Source organism: Photorhabdus laumondii subsp. laumondii (assembly GCF_003343245.1).
Taxonomy (GTDB): domain Bacteria; phylum Pseudomonadota; class Gammaproteobacteria; order Enterobacterales; family Enterobacteriaceae; genus Photorhabdus; species Photorhabdus laumondii.
Window position 1 is genome coordinate 88,990 of record NZ_CP024901.1, and the last position, 19,809, is coordinate 108,798.

The 19,809-nt window shown below is 42.3% G+C and carries 13 protein-coding genes; 11 read left to right on the plus strand and 2 right to left on the minus strand.

The features are described from left to right. The first annotated feature begins 76 nt into the window (after positions 1–76). On the plus strand, positions 77–2,605 hold the full coding sequence (gene mrcA, locus PluTT01m_RS00485; protein WP_011144501.1) for a peptidoglycan glycosyltransferase/peptidoglycan DD-transpeptidase MrcA: 2,529 nt from the start codon (positions 77–79) through the stop codon (positions 2,603–2,605). Between the two features lie 43 nt (positions 2,606–2,648). Here the strand turns inward: mrcA and nudE are convergent, their stop codons facing one another. After that, positions 2,649–3,197 carry an ADP compounds hydrolase NudE gene (nudE, locus tag PluTT01m_RS00490; protein WP_011144502.1) on the minus strand — a complete coding sequence of 183 codons (549 nt, stop codon included), beginning with the start codon at positions 3,195–3,197 and terminating at the stop codon, positions 2,649–2,651. 476 nt (positions 3,198–3,673) lie between these two features. Here nudE and PluTT01m_RS00495 point away from each other — a divergent pair, with 476 nt between their 5' ends. From PluTT01m_RS00495 to pckA, 4 genes are all read left to right on the plus strand, one after another. Continuing rightward, positions 3,674–5,806, plus strand: coding sequence for an intracellular growth attenuator family protein (locus tag PluTT01m_RS00495; RefSeq protein ID WP_011144503.1), 2,133 nt, complete (start codon positions 3,674–3,676; stop codon positions 5,804–5,806). A gap of 67 nt (positions 5,807–5,873) precedes the next feature. Further along, complete coding sequence (hslR, locus tag PluTT01m_RS00500) at positions 5,874–6,290, plus strand: ribosome-associated heat shock protein Hsp15 (RefSeq protein WP_011144504.1); 417 nt, start codon at positions 5,874–5,876, stop codon at positions 6,288–6,290. A 22-nt stretch (positions 6,291–6,312) separates the two neighbouring features. Further along, positions 6,313–7,185: an Hsp33 family molecular chaperone HslO gene (gene hslO / locus PluTT01m_RS00505; RefSeq protein WP_011144505.1), complete on the plus strand. Its 873-nt coding sequence runs from the start codon at positions 6,313–6,315 to the stop codon at positions 7,183–7,185. Positions 7,186–7,424: 239 nt separating this feature from the next. Next, entirely contained in the window at positions 7,425–9,044 is a 1,620-nt protein-coding gene (gene pckA / locus PluTT01m_RS00510) for a phosphoenolpyruvate carboxykinase (ATP) (protein ID WP_011144506.1), read from the plus strand. Positions 9,045–9,091: 47 nt separating this feature from the next. Here pckA and PluTT01m_RS00515 read toward each other — a convergent pair whose 3' ends face one another. Further along, complete coding sequence (locus PluTT01m_RS00515) at positions 9,092–9,787, minus strand: pirin family protein (protein WP_011144507.1); 696 nt, start codon at positions 9,785–9,787, stop codon at positions 9,092–9,094. A 717-nt stretch (positions 9,788–10,504) separates the two neighbouring features. On the opposite strand from PluTT01m_RS00515, the gene PluTT01m_RS00525 reads away from it, so the two are divergent. From PluTT01m_RS00525 to PluTT01m_RS00550, 6 genes are all read left to right on the plus strand, one after another. Continuing rightward, positions 10,505–11,842, plus strand: a complete 1,338-nt coding sequence (locus PluTT01m_RS00525; protein WP_041379851.1) for a sensor histidine kinase — start codon at positions 10,505–10,507, stop codon at positions 11,840–11,842. Next, positions 11,842–12,468, plus strand: a complete 627-nt coding sequence (locus tag PluTT01m_RS00530) for a response regulator transcription factor (protein ID WP_011144509.1) — start codon at positions 11,842–11,844, stop codon at positions 12,466–12,468. The genes PluTT01m_RS00525 and PluTT01m_RS00530 overlap by 1 nt, the downstream gene beginning before the upstream one ends. Before the next feature lie 107 nt (positions 12,469–12,575). Next, positions 12,576–13,070, plus strand: a complete 495-nt coding sequence (locus tag PluTT01m_RS00535) for a GlcG/HbpS family heme-binding protein (protein ID WP_011144510.1) — start codon at positions 12,576–12,578, stop codon at positions 13,068–13,070. A gap of 703 nt (positions 13,071–13,773) precedes the next feature. Next, positions 13,774–17,046 carry a pullulanase-type alpha-1,6-glucosidase gene (gene pulA / locus PluTT01m_RS00540; RefSeq protein WP_011144511.1) on the plus strand — a complete coding sequence of 1,091 codons (3,273 nt, stop codon included), beginning with the start codon at positions 13,774–13,776 and terminating at the stop codon, positions 17,044–17,046. Between the two features lie 354 nt (positions 17,047–17,400). Next, positions 17,401–18,861: a DUF3375 domain-containing protein gene (locus tag PluTT01m_RS00545; protein ID WP_011144512.1), complete on the plus strand. Its 1,461-nt coding sequence runs from the start codon at positions 17,401–17,403 to the stop codon at positions 18,859–18,861. Between the two features lie 51 nt (positions 18,862–18,912). Then, on the plus strand, positions 18,913–19,806 hold the full coding sequence (locus tag PluTT01m_RS00550) for a DUF4194 domain-containing protein (RefSeq protein ID WP_011144513.1): 894 nt from the start codon (positions 18,913–18,915) through the stop codon (positions 19,804–19,806). Positions 19,807–19,809 lie beyond the last annotated feature (3 nt).

Here is a 19,809-nt window from a genome sequence, read left to right on the forward strand (position 1 = left end):
AAGGTGCTGTGTAACCTTTATACTACGCGCCGATTGTTTATAAACCACCCGACTAACATGGCATGGGAAATTTCAGGTGAAGTTCGTAAAGTATTTTCTAGTCTTTGTTGTGAGTTGCATTTTTCTGGGAACGGCCTCGATTTTTGGTATGTATAAATATATCGAGCCTCAGTTACCTGATGTGGCGACATTAAAGGATGTTCGATTACAGACACCAATGCAGGTGTTCAGTGCAGATGGCGAGCTGATTGCTCAATATGGTGAAAAGCGCCGTATGCCTCTTGAGCTGCCCGAAATTCCACCCATTATGGTGAAGGCGTTCATTGCAACGGAGGACAGCCGTTTTTATGAACATCACGGGGTTGACCCTGTAGGGATTATCCGGGCAGCTTCTGTCGCGATGAGTTCAGGTCATGCATCACAAGGGGCAAGTACCATTACTCAGCAACTGGCGAGAAATTTCTTTCTCACTCCTGAGAAGACGTTGATGCGTAAAGTCAAGGAAGCTTTTCTGGCCATCAGGATTGAGCAATTGCTGAATAAAGATGAGATCCTCGAACTCTATCTCAATAAAATTTACCTTGGTTACCGGGCTTATGGTGTTGGAGCTGCGGCTCAAGTTTATTTTGGTAAGAGTGTCAATGAGTTGACACTGAGTGAAATCGCCATGATTGCTGGTTTGCCAAAGGCACCTTCTACGTTTAACCCGCTTTATTCTTATGGCCGAGCGATTAACCGCCGGAATGTGGTTCTGAGCCGTATGCTCAATGAGGGCTATATTACTCAGCAGCAATATAATCAAGCTAGAAGTGAAAAACTGGTAGCGAATTATCATGCACCTCAGATTGCTTTCTCTGCGCCCTATTTGTCCGAGATGGTGCGTCAGGAGATGATTGAGCGTTATGGTGAGAATGCTTACACCGACGGTTATAAGGTTTATACCACGATTACCCGTAAACTTCAGTTAGCTGCCGTGGATGCGGTTCGTAATAACCTCATTGATTATGATGTGCGTCATGGCTACCGTGGGGCGCAGGAAGTTTTGTGGAAAGTGGGTGAACCTGCTTGGGATCGGGAACAAATTGTCAAGAAGCTTAAGACCTTACCAAGTTATGGGGCGTTAATGCCGGCTGTAGTGACCAAAGCAGGTACTGATCAGGCGATAGTGATGTTGCCTGATGGCAGCAGTGTAGAATTGCCCATCGCGGGTGTCCGTTGGGCCAAAAAGTTCAAATCTGATAGTGCACAGGGTGCGGTTCCTCGTAGTGTGAATGAAGTGGTTCAAGTGGGTGAACAGGTTTGGGTTCGGAAAGTAAAGGATATTTGGTGGTTGGCACAAGTGCCGGAAGCTAATGCTGCTTTGGTCTCTATTGATCCGAATGATGGTGCTGTGAAAGCGCTGGTTGGTGGGTTTGATTTCAACTTGAGTAAATTTAACCGTGTCACTCAGTCATTACGTCAAATTGGTTCTAATATTAAACCATTTCTCTATACCGCAGCGATGGATAAAGGGCTGACATTAGCTTCATTGTTGAATGACTTACCCATTAGTCGTTGGGATGCAGGAGCTAGTACTGACTGGCGTCCGAAAAACTCACCACCGGCTTATGTTGGGCCAATCCGTTTGCGTCAGGGATTAGGGCAATCGAAGAACGTCGTGATGGTGCGAGCAATGCGAGCAATGGGAGTCGATTATGCCGCTGATTACCTGCAACGGTTTGGTTTTCCGGCACAAAATATTGTACGTACCGAATCTCTGGCTTTGGGATCACCATCATTCACTCCAATGCAAATGGTACGAGGGTATTCGGTCATGTCCAATGGTGGCTATCTGATCGATCCTTACTTCATTACTAAGATTGAAAACGAAGATGGCGATGTTCTCTTTGAGGCTAAACCGAAAATTGCATGTCCGCAGTGCGATATTCCAGTAATTTATGGGGATACGGTACGTTCAATCGAACTTTCTGAAAACTCGATAGAGAATGTTGCTCAATCTCATGTTGGCCAGCAAGAGATATTGCCGTTACCTGAATTAGAAAGAGCACCGGTCATTGATGGCCGTGAAGGTGCGCAAGAATATGCTCCTCATGTTATCAGTACTCAGTTGGCATTTTTGATCCATGATGCTTTGAATAGCAATATTTTTGGTGAGCCGGGTTGGTCTGGTACGGGTTGGCGCGCCTCGCGCGATCTGAAACGTCGTGATATTGGTGGCAAAACTGGGACAACTAATAGTTCAAAAGATGCCTGGTTCTCAGGTTATGGGCCGGATATTGTCACGACGGTTTGGATTGGTTTTGATGATCACCGTAGAAGCCTTGGTCGTACAGCAGCCAGTGGCGGTGAGGCGGGTGCTAAGAGTGCGCAGCCAATTTGGGATGATTTTATGAAAATTGCACTGGAGGGGGTTCCTGAAAAAGAAGTTACACCTCCTCCGGGGATTGTTTCTGCCGTGATAGATCGTAAAACAGGTAAACTTGCTGGCGGCGGCGGAGATACCCGTAGTGAATACTTCATTGACGGCACTCAACCTACAGAAAGTGCGGTGCAGGAAGTTGGCACAATTTTAATTGAGAATGGTGAAAGTCAGGAGCTATTCTGATGATAGAGCAGGCACAACGGAAGCGCTGTTGTGCCTGTGAACTTCAACGGTGTATTAAGTATTTTTGTGCCAGAAATAGGGCGCAGACGTTGCGTGCTTCGTTGAAATCAGCGTGATCCAGTAATGACATCATATCTGCTATTGGCCAACGTATTTGTGATAGCGGTTCAGGCTCATCCCCTTCCAGGCTTTCTGGATAGAGATTTTCGGCAATAACAATGTTCATTTTGCTAGAAAAATAGGATGGGGCCATAGTGAGTTTGGCTAATTGTTCTATTTTTCTGGCACCAAAACTGACTTCTTCTTTTAATTCACGGTTAGCGGCTTCAAAGATACTTTCCCCTGGGTCGATCGCGCCTTTAGGAAAGCCCAATTCGTACTGCTCAATGCCGACTGCATACTCACGAATAAGCAACAATTCCTCCCCAATGACCGGGATTATCAGAACAGCTTCCCGATTGGCCGGACGCATCCGTTCATAAACGCGTTTTACACCGTTACTAAATTCGAGATCAACTGACTGAATATGAAATAAACGTGAATGGGCAATGTCCTCTATGTTGAGGATTTTAGGGTTTTTCAGGTCATTCATAATTGCCCCTGATGGTTTAATATTGGTTGAGTTGAGTGCCTGTGCATTATTACGTCTTAAATTATTTCATTAACCTTAGATTTTATGATGAAATTAGGTACACTCCATAGCTTGACTAAATATGGCCGATTATTTTGATAAATGATAGTGATTATCGCTGGTTATTGTTGTTACTGTTATCTTTATCCTCTCTGGAAATAGATCTATGTTGTATATAGTTTAGCGAGTTATCATATATACCCGTTATCTTTCAAGTTGCCTCTTTGTTGGCTGCGCTCGCTCACCCCGGTCACATCGTTATCTATGTTCCCGGGGATTCACTCCCTTGCCGTCGCGATGCATCTTGAAATCCATAGGGTATAACTCATTGTAAAATAAATTAAAAAAATAAATAGAAATAACCTAATTCAGAACTTAATGTGTAGTCGCTAATTTGCAAACAACAATAGTAAGATTGTCATGGGTATGGGGATAAAATGAGCGTAACAGTCGTTATATTGGCTATCTTGATAATTAGCTTGATTGTCATGGCTTCCTTTCTGATCTTCAAATGGAAGCTACATGATAATGACCGCTATCTGCCTTCTGTTGCTGCACCGACCTATCGTAAACTTAATGCTGATGAATACCAGGCTATTGAATGTTATTTGAATCGAGTGTTGCCGCCAGTTGTAACAAACCGTATTAATAAAACAAGTTGGCCAATTCTGATGGGTAAAAATGATATGGTTTATACTATCTGTCATTCCATTACCCGGTTTTCTGTTGCCTCAGATGAACGACATAGCTGGCGTTATTATATTGATATGGCAGAAATTCATTTGCCGTTTTTCCTTGAGCCTTTTATTAAACAGCAGAATATTATTGATGTTATTCACACCGCGACAATACCACTGGTTATTTCGATTAATGGTCACTTTCTGAAAGATTTTCAACAGGATTTTCCTTCTGCTCCGGTAATCGCAGATATATCGCATCAGCAGGCATCGATCCAAAAAAATGGTGAAACCAGCGTAAAGTTACAAAATATTCGTAAAGAGACCTTGGAAGAATACCGGTTGAATCACTCATCGGGTATTTGGGAAGGGGGATTTTTGTGTTTCGGATTTTTCATTTGGTTTTTTGCGTTACTTTCACCGGCACTGCTTTTGCCGTGGCTGATGTTGATTGCAGGTAGTTTAGTCGTTGTCAGTTTTTGGCCATTACTTTGCCCACTTTCAATATGCAGGCGCCAGGATATTCACTGTTTTACCGGTATACCCAAACGATGGGGATTATTTGGCGAATTTGAACAAGGGCAAATGAGTAATATTTCTCTTGGTGGGATTGATTTAATCTATCCTCCTCATTGGGAACCCTATGTTGCTTACTATTTTGATCAGAAAACCAGTATTGATATTTACACTAACGGTCAGGTAGTCAGGCAAGGGCATTATCTCTCTTTGCATGATGAAGAGAAAAATTACCCTTATCGCCGTTATGGAAAAAATCTCATGATGATCGCTAGCTGCTTGCTTATTATGTTACTACTCTATTTTTATCAGCCGGTTAGTGTACCGATGAAACTCAGTTTTGCTTGGTTGCATGGCAGCAGCACAAAAGTTATTACTGACGCTAATATGATGGAAGGGATGGAATTGCGAGTTGGGGATATCCTGAAAGCAAAAGGGGTTGGTATGTGTTATATGCCCCCAAACAATATGAACGGTAAAGGCGACACCTATTTTTCTCCGTTCGATTGCTCGGGGATATATTGGAATAGAGTTAATCCACTGCCAATACCAGAATCAGAAATTATAGAAAATGCCGCTAAACTGATTGCAACTGTTAATAAGCAATTACGTTTACAGGAAAATAACGATGTAATAAATCCAGACCTTCCCCAGGAGATTTTCAAATCTGGTATGATCTTATTGGATAATTTCTCTGATATTGTATTGAAAACTAAAGAATTATGTGAGAAAGAAGCAGACTGTTTACGATTGAAAAATGCTTTGGTTAACCTGGGTAGTGCTATTGATTGGCTAACTTTGTTAAAGAATGCAGAAAGTGGCAAACTGGATGGCACTCATGTTTTATTGCGTCCGGCAGGCGCTGAAGCTTTGGGGAAATTGGTTGATGCGACGACATCATCATTTATCTACCGGGAAATAGATAAAGTCGCAATGCTGCTTAATAGCCCTTCTCCTGGCGGAGTTCTACTTATCAGTGATGAAGGCAAACAACTGGTTGAGTATATAACGCCGGCCATCATCTCTTATGACCATAGTGTGTTGGAAGACCATAGTGCGTTGGAACAATGGCGTGAGTTACAGCGGTTATCGGATATGGTATTGCAAACACCCTTTGAGACAACGGGAATTGTCACGGAATTGTCCGTAGATAGTCATGGAACCCGTCGGATTGTGCTGCATAGTGAACTAGATGCCATGACACTTGCTCGTTGTATTGGTACCACTATTTTATTCTTGGCTCTTTTTACGACCTTAATCATTAATTTTGTGCTGGTTGTTAAGAAAAATAGGCAGAACAAACAACGTCTAAACAAAATCAAGCAATATTACGATAACTGCTTTAATACACTTTTTCCGCCTACGCGTTGGCGATAATCGACAATGGTATGTTAGGCTTTGGGTTATTTGCCAAAGCTGATCAAAGCTGATAGTAGGAGGAAAAATGAAGGGTAATTCAGACTCCGATCAAGCTGTCCGTCTGGATAAGTGGCTGTGGGCGGCTCGTTTTTATAAAACACGGGCTATTGCACGGGAAATGATAGACGGTGGTAAAGTTCACTATAATGGTCAAAGAAGTAAACCGAGTAAATTGGTTGAGCTAGGGGCTGAAATTAAACTGCGTCAGGGTAATGATGAACGTATAGTTGAAGTTCTTGTACTAAGCAATCATCGGCGCGGTGCGCCGGAGGCGCAACAACTTTACCAAGAGACGGAAGCGAGTATGACTAACCGGGAAAAAATGGCAATTGCTCGAAAAATGAATGCATTAACTATGCCTCATCCTGATCGCCGGCCGGATAAAAAAGAAAGACGCACGCTGATTAAGTTTAAAAACACCAAATTAAATGGGCAGGAATAACCTGCTCGAATGAGAGATTGTTATGTTTAAACAAGACCAATTACACCGCTTTTTATTTAAGAATTATTCTGTACGTGGTGAGCTGGTTTTAGCCAGTGAAACTTACCAGCATATTTTGGAAAATCATGATTACCCTCAGCCGGTACAGCAATTATTGGGAGAACTGTTGGTAGCAACCAGCCTATTAACTGCAACCCTGAAATTTGATGGCGATATTACGGTCCAGATTCAGGGAGATGGCCCGGTCAAATTAGCCGTTATTAATGGTAATCATCAGCAACAAATGCGTGGTGTTGCTCGTATTGATGGATTAGTGGCTGAAAATAGCAGCTTGAAACAGATGGTGGGTACAGGCTATATGGTTATTACCATTACGCCAACTCATGGTGAGCGTTATCAGGGAGTGGTTGCACTGGAAGGTGAAACATTGGCGGATTGTCTTGATGATTATTTCAGACAGTCTGAACAGCTACCGACTCGTCTCTTTATTCGTACTGGCATTCAAGATGGCAGAGTTGCTGCTGGTGGGATGTTGTTACAGATTCTGCCAACAGCGGAACAGGGGAGTGCAGAAGCTTTTGATCATCTGGTGCAACTTACTGCAACCATTAAAGGTGAAGAGTTATTTTCATTGGAAGTTAAGGAGATCTTGCACCGCCTTTATCATGAGGAGGATGTCATATTATATGAACCGCAAGCGGTTGAATTCCGTTGTACTTGCTCTCGCCAACGTTGTGCTGACACATTAGTGACACTTTCCGATGAGGATGTTAATCATATTTTGCAGAAAGATGGCAACATTGATATGGCGTGTGAGTATTGCGGCACGCACTATATTTTTGATGCTGATGATCTTGCTGCGATCAGAATAGAAAAAAAGAACCGGCTCCATTGATATTCTATCTATATCCGTTCCATAGGGTATAAACACACTTTTTCACCTTTTAAGGCGCGGATCCGCGCCTTTCTATCAAATCCATCATAATACTCAAAACTGTTTTCGTGCCTTTGGCCCAAGATCAAACTTAAAAAAATGGTGGGTTTTCAATTTTTTGATAACTATCGCTGTTAATTAATCATAACTATTTATTATTGCTCACAGAAAAAGTGTGACTACCCACCAGGAGCAATGACATGAGTGTTAAAGGCATTACCCCGCAGGAACTCGCGGGTTACGGAATCCATGATGTTAACGAAATTATTTATAATCCAAGCTATGAGTTGTTATTTTCAGAAGAAACCAAACCTTCACTCGAAGGCTGCGAGAGTGGCACTCTGACCAACCTGGGGGCTGTGGCTGTCGATACGGGGATCTTCACGGGTCGTTCCCCAAAAGATAAGTACATTGTTCGTGATGATGTCACCCGTGACACCGTATGGTGGGCTGACCAGGGAAAAGGTAAAAATGATAACAAACCATTACAGCAGGAGACATGGACATATCTGAAAGGCTTGGTAACTAAGCAGCTTTCAGGCAAACGTTTGTTTGTAGTTGATGCTTTCTGTGGTGCTAATGCAGATACACGACTGAAAGTCCGCTTTATCACAGAAGTTGCGTGGCAGGCCCACTTTGTTAAGAACATGTTTATCCGCCCATCAGATGAAGAGTTGGCTGAGTTCAAACCAGATTTTATTGTGATGAACGGTGCAAAATGCACCAACCCGCAATGGCAAGAACAAGGTTTGAACTCTGAAAACTTTGTTGCGTTTAACCTGACAGAGCGTATGCAGCTTATTGGTGGTACCTGGTACGGTGGCGAAATGAAGAAAGGGATGTTCTCTATGATGAACTACCTGTTGCCACTGAAAGGTATTGCCTCGATGCACTGTTCTGCCAATGTGGGTGAGAAAGGGGATGTTGCGGTCTTCTTCGGCTTGTCTGGTACAGGTAAAACCACACTTTCTACTGATCCAAAACGTAAGCTGATTGGTGACGATGAGCACGGTTGGGATGATGACGGTGTATTCAACTTTGAAGGTGGTTGTTACGCGAAAACCATCAATCTGTCCAAAGAGGCGGAACCTGATATCTACAATGCGATTAAACGTGATGCGTTGCTGGAAAATGTTACTGTACTGACAGATGGCACGGTTGATTTCCGTGATGGTTCAAAAACTGAAAACACCCGTGTTTCTTATCCTATCAACCATATTGAAAACATTGTTAAGCCGGTTTCTAAAGCGGGCCATGCAACTAAGGTCATCTTCCTGACTGCGGACGCATTTGGTGTGTTACCTCCGGTATCTCGTTTGACACCCGAACAGACTCAATATCACTTTCTATCTGGTTTTACGGCAAAATTGGCAGGTACCGAACGCGGTGTGACTGAACCAACACCTACATTTTCTGCTTGTTTTGGTGCCGCATTCCTGACTTTGCATCCAACCCAATACGCGGAAGTGTTGGTAAAACGTATGCAGGCCGCAGGTGCTAAGGCTTATCTGGTGAATACTGGCTGGAATGGGACGGGTAAACGAATCTCGATTAAGGATACCCGTGGGATCATTGATGCCATCCTAAATGGTGATATTGAAGAAACTGATACCATTACATTACCTATTTTCGATCTGGCGGTTCCGACAGCGTTGCCGGGTGTTGATACCGACATTCTTGATCCACGTAAGACTTATGCAGATAAATCTCAATGGGAAGAGAAGGCGAAAGATTTGGCTCATCGTTTTGTCGACAACTTTGATAAATATACCGATACCCCGGCGGGGGAAGCTTTAGTGAAAGCGGGTCCTAAACTGTAATTGTGAATTTTTTAGCCTCATCCGTTAGGGTGAGGCTTATTTGATATTTATGTCGGAGGAAGGTCAAACAACAATATTTCACTATCGTTGCTGCTGCTAAGTTGAAGATTGATTTCATCTCGGATAGCCAGACCATCGCTGGTGGTGGCTTTGACACCATTAACCGTCACTTCGCCACGAATGACTTGTATCCAAATATAACGGCCTTTTTCTGCGACATATTCGGCGGTTTCGTGATCCTTAAGTATCCAACGCCATAAAGTCATATCCTGAAATACTTTCAGTGAACCATCCCGTGCATCAGGCGAGAGCACCAGTTGGCGGCTTTGTACATCATCAAAGCGACGTTGTTCATAGCGCGGTGTTAAACCCGTTTTACTTGGGATGATCCAAATTTGATATAGATGTAATTGGCAATCACTGTTCGGATTGTATTCTGAATGGCGAATGCCAGTACCTGCGCTCATAATTTGGAATTCACCAGCAGGTACCCGCTCTTTATTTCCTATACTATCCTGGTGTTCAACGGTACCGGAAAGAACATAGGTCAGTATTTCCATATCTTTATGCGGATGGGTACCAAAACCTTGACCTGCTTCGATGAAATCTTCATTAATGACTCTCAATGCTGAGAAATTCATAAAATTAGTATCGTAATAGCTGGCAAATGAGAAGGTATGCCAGCTAGTTAACCAGCCATGATCGGCATGGCCGCGATCTGATGCTTTGCGTAAATGGATCATATTCAAATCTCCTCAATGGTTTTTACAGTCTAATTGAGAAGAGATAGCATTAAAGCTTAAAAACTTGACTTAAAAATTCAAATATTTTGAACAATGGATGATTGGATGAATTAATAAAAAGAAGCCAGCACTTGGCTGGCTAAAGTAAACACTGGAAGCAATGTGAGCAATGTCGTGCTTTCATCTGTACCCCGAAGGCAGTTCATCTGAAAGCGATACGAATGATAATAATTATCACTATCGATTGTAAAGCGTTTTTTCTGGTCAAATATAGAATAATGATGAGGTTTCATCTCAACTTATTGATAAATATTGCTATTTTTATAAATATCGGTGTGATACCCAAGGGAAAGAAAACCTTTCACCAAGTCGATTTATTGGGTGATTATCTTAGATTATTCAGTAAATTTGACATGATATTAAGAGCTTTGACAGGGGTTATCGTAAACCCATATCTGGGGTCTATCTGTCGAAATAATTTGATCAGGAGCTAAAATATGCTTAGACAAAATAAGCTAGAGCTGGAGTTTCATTTACCATAGCCAACTATTTATTTTAAGAAATGTTTTGATGAAATAATCACGCTATAATGAATTTTAATATGCTGCTCAATGCCAAATGTTCTCTAGAATTCAACTCATTCTGTTTAATAGCCGTTTCCTTTATATATTCTGACTGTATTTTAACGTCATGAAAGATATTTTTTCAGGTAATCATATGTGGCATTTTTTGGCGTGGATTGTGTTAACAGGTTTGACTATTTGGGGAATGATTAATCATTCACTAAATCAGAATTATCAACAACAAACAGTTTCATTTAATATTCTTTATCGAGAGCTGAGTGAAAAGCTGGCACAACATGACGCGATTGTATCGCTAACGGATACTAATATCGAATTGGAGCAGCTACAGGAAAACTTTCCACAAATCGTCGGATTACAAGAGATGCCAATGAATGTATTAATATTCCCTATAGTCAGTGAAGAGGAAGAGGGAAGATATTGGCTTAATAGTAAACGTGATAATATCCGGTTATTAATAGATCTTAATATCCTGATAAAAGATCTATCATTATTGTCACAATTTCGAATGGTACAACTGGATTGGAATAATCGCCCATTGATTACGTATGGACTGGAGAAAGATCACTATTTTTGGCGCTGGGAGAAAAAGTTAACCAATCGTTTTCAGCCTTTTGTGCTTAAAGTGGGTAACGATCAACAATGGTCTAAAATTCCGTGGGGTTATATTGCTTGTCTGAGCTTTTTATGGGCAGTGATTATCTGTTTTATCTTTTTAATTCAGAAGAATAAAAGGTTGAGGAAAATTTCTGATTTACGAGCACATTTCTTTGAATTTACCCGATTAAATACAATGGATGAAGTGGCAACAGGTGTTGTTCATGAATTAAATCAGCCTTTGACTGCGATTATGAGTTATAACCAAACCGCATTGCGGTTAATGAAAAAGCAGCAATATGATAAAGTGACGCCAATATTGGATTCATCAATTTTGCAAACTCAACGCATCGCAAATTTATTAACGCAATACCGTCAAAAACTGACGACCGGTAATATTATTTTACAACCTGTGAATATTCAAACGATATTAGGTCGAGTTGAGATATTGCTCGAAAATGAAATTAAGGTCGGTAAGATCAAGATAATAAAGCATATTTGTGATGAACTACCAATGATATCTGCCGAACCGCTGTGGATTGAACAAATATTTCATAATTTAATCAGCAATGCCATTCAGGCACAGCAAGAGCAAGGTCGGTCAGAATATCAAAATTGGATCTGTATTGATATCACCTATATCGATGACATGATAAAAATCATGATAACAGATGGTGGCCCTGGATTAAGTGATGAAGCTTTAAAGAACGTGTTTATTCCATTCTTCACAACACGCCAGCAAGGTATGGGGTTGGGAATGACGTTAACAGAAACATTAATTCATAAACTTGGTGGCGATATTAATGCTGAAAATTGTGAAACAGGAGGAGCGCGTTTTATTATTTGGTTACCAACTAATAAAGGTAAGGAGAAATAATGGCGACAGTAATTTATCTTATTGATGATGATGAAGCAATCCGTGACTCATTATCTATGTTATTAGAAACAATGAATTGGCAGGTAAGTTCATTTCCTGGTGCGCAAGAATTTCTTGATAGAATTGATAGCGAGAATATTGCAGTGCTTCAGGGGTGTATTTTATTGGATATTCGTATGCCGGGAAAACCTGGATTGGCATTGCAGGCCGATCTTTTAAAACTTAATAGTACATTACCGGTTATTATCATGACCGGACACGGAAATATTGATATTTGTCGTCGCGCTTTTAAAAACGGTGCTTTCGAGTTTTTAACCAAACCTATTGATGCAGATTTATTAATTGAAACAGTTTCAAGTGCATTATTATTTCATCAGAAAGTATTTAGGCAACGTCAGATATATGAGCAGTTGAAAACGAAATTTAGCCAATTATCTGAACGTGAAAGGGAAGTGATGAAAATTATTTTGGAAGGTAAAACCAGCAAACAAATTGCTCAACAGTTATCGTTATCACCACGTACTATTGAGGTTCATCGTGCCAATATATTTCATAAATTGGATATACATTCTTTACCACAGTTAGTCAAAGAGTATGAATTATTTAAGTCATTATCTTATGACTAAGTATTTCTACTGAGTCGAATAAGTAATTGGCCGAATAGCTATAGCCGATAAATCTCATTAAGTTAGAACAGGATAATTCATCAACTTAAACTTAATGAGGTTTACCTATGAAACATTCTCTTTTCTATACTGTTTTGGCAGCAGGTTTATTCGCTCAATCTGCTTTTGCTTCATCACTAATTACTGAACGTAATATTACTCTTGAGGTAGCAAATAAATTAGCTTCTGAAGCAATTCAATCTTGTGCGGCTAATAACTACAACGTAACGGTTTCTGTTGTTGATAAAAGTGGGGTTCTGAAAGTGGTTCAGCGTATGGATAAAGCCGGATTGCATACCGTTGATGCGAGCAAAATGAAAGCTTATACCGCGTTATCTACTCAGAGAACGTCAGAGGACGTAATGAAAACGGCGCAATCAAATCTTGGTGCTCAATATTTAGGGGATATTCCAGGCTTCCTATTACTTGGTGGTGGTGTTCCTGTTAAATCTAGTGATAATCAAGTGATTGGTGCAATCGGTATTGGTGGCGCTCCGAGTGGTTCTTTAGATCAACAGTGTGCTTTTGATGCAATTCAGAAAATTTCATCAGATTTATCTTAATCATAACGATTTATAAAATGTACGGGGTAACGATAATGAATTAAATATCTATTTCTACTTAGGAATGTAGAGTTTAGGTTTAATATATTCCATTATCATAATTTGCACAGAGGCAATAACTGGAATGAAGTTATTGCCGCTCATTGATTTTATTTATGGTTAATAGGTCATGTTTAGTTTCAGCTTTATTTTAAAATAGCGACTTTATATACCCAATGGATTTCAAGATGCATCGCGACGGCAAGGGAGTGAATCCCCGAGAGTATAGCGGACTATGTGACCGGGGTGAGTGAGTGCAGCCAACAAAGAGGAAACTTGAAAGATGGCGGGTATATATCTAATGCAAGAAACATGCAGGATTAGGAGGAAAGGAATTACTTAATGATTTTGTATCACAAAAAATGCTTTTTTGCAGAAACAATAAAATTTGTGAAAATATATAAAAATGACTGTATTTGACATCATTTTAACCTGTATCTGATGGAATAATATAAATAAATTCACACCAGCCTTATGTAATAAAAGATCATTACATTATTATTGTGCGCAATATCACGAAAAAGTATCTCCTCCTAACTCCTCCTCCCTCTTAGTATCAAAGCTAGGAGGATGCTGACTCATCTGAGACATTATTTAATATTTCATTCCTATTTTATTAACAATAATATCGGCGACGATTTATTTCTATTAAAAAGGTCTGATTATGGTAGCTCCCTTCTGGAAAAGGGCTTACCTGGCCCTATTAAGCAGTACATTCGTTTTGCTACTGGCTAGCTGTGATAACAATCGTTCTTTACCCAAAACCCCGGAGAAACCGATGGCGCATATCCCTAATAAAGTACCCAGTGAAGCTGCCACTGCCGGCAATTTTCAGGCAGTGATCCACTTGGTGGACATTGCTAAATTAAGTCAAAGCCCAACAACGAACCGTGACTACAGTACCAACACCCTCTACTTATGGAACGATAAAAATTGTGATGCCTTGGCTTCCCTTTCATCAAGCTGGAACGACACCAGTGCAACTCCGACGGGTAGCGATAGTTATGGGCCTTACTGGGTGATACCGTTAACCAAGAACGAGGGCTGTATCAATTTTATCGTGCGTGATGGTAACAATAATAAATTGATCGACAGTGACCTGAAAATCTCCTTCTCCGATTTCAGTAACCGTACCGTCTCTGTGATACCCGGCAATTATCAAATCTATGGCAGTCGTGCGGCAGCCTTTAATTCTGTGTTTGGCGTTTCTCAGGCTTCGGCACATTGGGTCGATAATCAGACGTTGTTATGGTCGGGTGGCGCGGATAAGCCCTATGTCCGCTTATATTACAACCGGAATGGCAAGGTGGAAGCTAATGATGAAGGAAATTTCATCGATAGCTATCTGACGTTAACGCCGACGACTCTGAGCCAGAAGACGGCTGAGCGATTCCCGCACTTGAAGAAGTTAACAGCGTTCCACCTGCCAGAGGACACGGATGTTGATACACTGCTTACCGGTGAGTTGGTGGCGTTGGCGACCAATGAAGCTGGCTTGCTATTGTCGGCGACTCAAGTACAAACGGCTGGTGTGCTGGACGACCGCTTCGCTAACGTTGCTGACACCCTAGAATATGGAGCACTAATCAACGATACCGGTGTTACCTTCCGCTTGTGGGCACCGACTGCTCAGCATGTTGGGTTGGTTATCTATGATGCAAATAAACAGATCATTGCCAATCATGCAATGAAGCGTGATCCTGCTAGTGGTTCTTGGTCATGGCAAGGTGATAAAGAGCTGGTTGGTGCTTACTACCGCTATGCTTTAACGGTATACCATCCATATTCCCGTCATGTGGAGCATTATGAGGTTACCGATCCCTATTCCCACAGTTTGTCTACCAATTCGGAGTACAGTCAAGTCATCAATTTGGATGACGAGGCACTGAAACCACAAAATTGGGATAGCCTGATCATGCCGCGTTCGCAAAATACACCGGCTGACATTGCGCGTATGACCATATATGAAGCTCATATTCGTGATCTCTCTGTTGCAGATGGCACGGTAACAGAAACTTGGCGAGGTAAATATCTGGCTCTCACCGCTGACAACAGCGATATGTTCAAACACCTTAAGACATTGAGTCAGGCAGGGGTGACTCATATGGAGCTATTGCCGGTATTCGATGTGGCTTCCATTAATGAATTCAGCAATGAAGTGGCTGATCTGAATCACCCGTTTAGCCGTTTGTGCCAGGTTAACCCAAGGGTGAAAAATAGCCGCTTCGCGAATTATTGCAGTGGTTCACAGACTGTGGGTGAGGTATTACAGGCATTGCAGCGCGGTGACAACGCCAATAACCCGCAGGTACAAGAGCTGAATGCAATGATTGCAGAAACCGACTCCTACAACTGGGGCTACGATCCGTTTCATTACTCGGTACCGGAAGGTTCTTATGCTACAGATGCGGAAGGTTCGGTACGTATAAACGAGTTTCGCGCCATGATTCAGGCCATCAAGCAACAATTGGGGATGAATGTGATCATGGACGTGGCGTATAACCATACCAACGCAGCCGGGCCGGCGCACCGATCCTCAGTATTAGATAAGGTAGTGCCTTGGTACTATCATCGTTTGGATGAGATCACGGGCAATGTTGAATCTAACACTTGTTGTCACGATACGGCTCCAGAGCACCGCATGTTCGCTAAACTCATTGAAGACTCGTTGGTGACTTGGGTTAAGGACTATAAAATCGACGCGTTTCGATTTGACTTAATGGGCTACCATCCTAAGGCGCAGATGTTATCGGCGCTGGCAAAAGTACGCGCAATTAACCCATCGGTCTACTTCTTCGGTGAAGGTTGGAACTCTGGGCAGGATGACCGTTTCGAAATTGCTTCACAGATTAATCTTAAAGGCACTGGGATTGGTACTTTCTCTGATCGACTGCGCGATGCGGTACAAGGTGGTGGGCCGTTTGATTCTGCTGACACTATTCGTATTAATCAGGGGGTGGGCAACGGTGCGGGAACGTTACTGAACGAAATGGCTTGGTTAGATGCTAATGAGACGCGTCATCTGGCGGATCTGGTACGTCTTGGCATGGCGGGCAATTTGGCTGATTTTGTGCTGATTAATAAAGATGGGGCGGTAAAAACGGGTCGGGAAATTAACTACAAAGGGGCTATAGCCGGTTATGCCGCTGATCCAATTGAGGTGATTAATTATGTCTCTAAGCACGATAACCAAACGCTGTGGGATATAATCAGCTACAAAGCGGCCCGTGAGGCGAATCTGGCAACACGGGTTCGTATGCAGGCAATATCCCTCGCCACGACATTCCTTGGACAAGGATTGGCCTTTGCTCAACATGGATCGGAGCTACTACGTTCAAAATCTTTTACCCGTGATTCCTATAATTCCGGCGATTGGTTTAACCGTGTTAGCTACACCTACCAGGATAACAACTATGATGTTGGTATGCCGGATCAGCGTGTTGATGGCGAAAATTACGCATTGATTGAAAAAGTGAAAAATGTGGTAGATAAACCGGGCCGGACTGAATTATTACAGATGACGGCTTTTTATCAGGAATTGCTGCGTTTGCGTCAATATTCACCACTGATGACGCTTGGTGATGGTACATCGGTTAAACAACGTGTTGATTTCCGTAACGTTGGGCCGCATCAGCAGCTTGGATTGCTGGTGATGACCATAGATGACGGTAATACTACGGGTGATGACCGTGATTCGCGATTTGACGGTTTGGTGGTGATGATTAATGCGGCTCCGTATCCTGCCACAGTAAGAGATCTTAACGTCAAAGGGTTGAAGTTGAATGATATTCAAAGGGAACTGGGCCACACATCTCTGGCGGCGGGGACCAGAATTGCGAAAGATGGCACGGTCACGCTGCCGGCTTGGTCAGTAGCCGTGCTGGTTTTACCGCAAGATGGGAAGCGTGGTATTGGTTTGCCTGTCCGTAGAAAGTAACGCGTAGGAATTTTCCATTGGTTTACATCGGGCGGTTTATCCAGACCGCCCATTTTTACCTTGAAAGGGTACTCCTGCTACTTTTCTTGTTGATGATAATTGAGGCATTGTTTATCTCCTTATTATCTGTCTGCGCTAGCAGTTTTTGTTTTTCATCATGTTGCTGCTTTTTTCACAAAATTGGGTGGACTTATAAGCTTAATTTTCCCATGGGTCACAGCGCTGAATAGTTTAAAAGCCAGTAATTTGTGTTGACATAATAAAAAAATATGATGATATAGTTTTATTCGATTGTAAATTATACAAAATTCTTGGTGGTGGTTTTTTACTTATCACCACATAGAGGGAGGCAAGTTGAATTTCCAAGGGTTACAGGCAAAGTACCGCCGTCTATTTCAGGAAAGCGCTGCCTGGAAACTGTTGAGAGCTGATAATGCTCCTGTAATTTTGGCATTTTTGGGGGAGTTATTTTCCGAGGATAGTGAAGTCCCTTTTAGTCGTGCCCGGGTGTCACTTGATGCAGAGCTGGTACGCTGTCGTGAACTTGGCCTTTGGGAAACTGAAACAGGAGCGGGTACTTATCTCAATAAATGGATTCGGGAAGGCTGGTTGCGTGAGATGGATGACACATTAACTAAAACGGATGCCAGTGAAATTGCACTCCGCTTTAGCCAAGGGCTTGATGAACGCAATTCAGGAACCACTGCGTCTCATCTTCGAATTGTGCAGGAAGCGGTCAGGGACTTTGCAATAGCGATTAGCCCAAATGCCGATGAGCGTGTCGCGTTTTTGGAAGATAGAAAATCCGAGATTCAGAGAGAGATTGATGCTCTGAGGGCTGGCGTTGTGACCGAATTAACCAAGGCTGAGCAGCGGGAAAGAATTCGTGAAATTTACCAACTGGCTTCTGTTTTAACGGGTGATTTTCGCCGTGTTGAAGATGAAATTCGTCAGTTGGATCAGGAAATTCGTATTCAAATTATTGAGGGGGACTCTACCAGAGGAGATATCCTTCTTGCTGTTTTAGAAAAAGAAGCATTACTGGCTAAAACGGATGCCGGTAGTGCGTTTGAAAGCTTTTTTGATTTGTTATGTGATCAAAATAGAACGATGGAGCTACGAGATCAGCTTCGAAGTATTTTAAGTCGTCCGGTCGCAGAACACTTAAGTACCCAACAACGCCAATTCTTAAGTCAGCTCATGAGAGAACTGAGCCGCGAGAGTGACAGAGTTTTTCAAATCAGGCGAAGAACGGAAGAGAGTTTGCGTGCTTACATAGAGAGTGGCACGGCTCAAGAAAATCGTGCTGTTGATAGATTGCTTGGTCAATTGGAACGACTCGCCATTGAATTGAAGAACTTAGGTTATGACTTGCAAACGGCAACAACGCTGTCACTGCCCGTTGGCGCGGCAAGTATTAGCTCTCCTGAAAGCATGCTGCTTAAATCACCTGATGAAAAGCTGGATACCTCAGACGCTGAAGAACAGCTCAATTCTCGCGAACCGAGTATGCAAATGCTGGATTGCCTTGATGTTGTTCAAATTCGATTAATCGCTGAGAGGGCGCTAGAAACGTTAAAAGAGTTTGGTCCAATGACGATTGCGTCTATTGCAAATTATCAGCCGATTAATTCAGGGTTGGAGGAGTTAGTTGCCTATTTAAGAGTGGCCAAATCTGTCGGGGCGGCATTATTGGAAGAAAAGGAATCAGTTGAAATCAGTGACAAACGGGGAGCTCGCTTGCGGGCGTCTATACCCACTTTCTTGCTGAGTGCGGACCTGTTTCCAGACAGTTTGGATGAATTGGTTCTTTAGATGGTGAATGGAAAATGGTTGTAGAGATATATATAGTGAGGGTTGTAATGCATGGTAGGTAAAAAGTTGAATAAAGATAATGGTGCCCTCGCTACCCTTGGTAAGTCTGATTCCAATCCTCAGGAAGAACAGAAGACAGGGTTCTTCGATCAGTTGATAAAACACCATACTCAATCAGAGTATGACCCGCTTACAGATACAGCCGGCGTTGAATCTGATGTTGCTTTTTCGATTGTCAATCAAAGCCCATCCTGTGAGGCTGATGATGTATTAGTCAGTAAGCACGCTGAAAACTCAAACAGTGATATGCCGCCTGATGCGCGCCGGGTGCTGGTTAGCTTGCTGCGTCAAGGTGTTATTTTGTCTTCGCAGAAAGCTAAATTGTTTGAATTACTTTGTCGATACCAATCTGCTGTACGCAAACATCTGTCAGAAGTCTATTTGAGGTTAGTTTTAGATGAAAAAGCAGGTGTCGCCTTTATCGCTGGCTTTCAGAATGAGGAAGATACTGAATCATTGGGTATAGATGATGAAGAGGTTGTCTCTCTGATTAGCCGAAGGACGCTCTCTTTATACGATACCTTGTTGCTGTTAGTGCTGCGTAAACACTACCAGGACCGGGAAACTTCGGGAGAGCAAAGGGTTATCATTGATATTGAACGTATAGAATCTCATCTGACACCGTTTTTACCGCTGACAAACAGCACGAAATCTGACCGAAGAAAACTCAAGGGCGCTCTTGATAAAATGGTGACGAAAAAAATATTGAGTTCGGTCCGGGGAAGCGAGGATCGCTTCGAGATTACGCCGGTGATCCGCTATGTAGTCAGCGCTGAATTTCTCGAAAGCATGCTTAATGAATACCTGAAAATGGCGGGAGAGAAGGGTATTGAGCTAAATAAAAATGGCAGCGACGCTGTTGATTATCAAGATGAAGAGGAATAGACA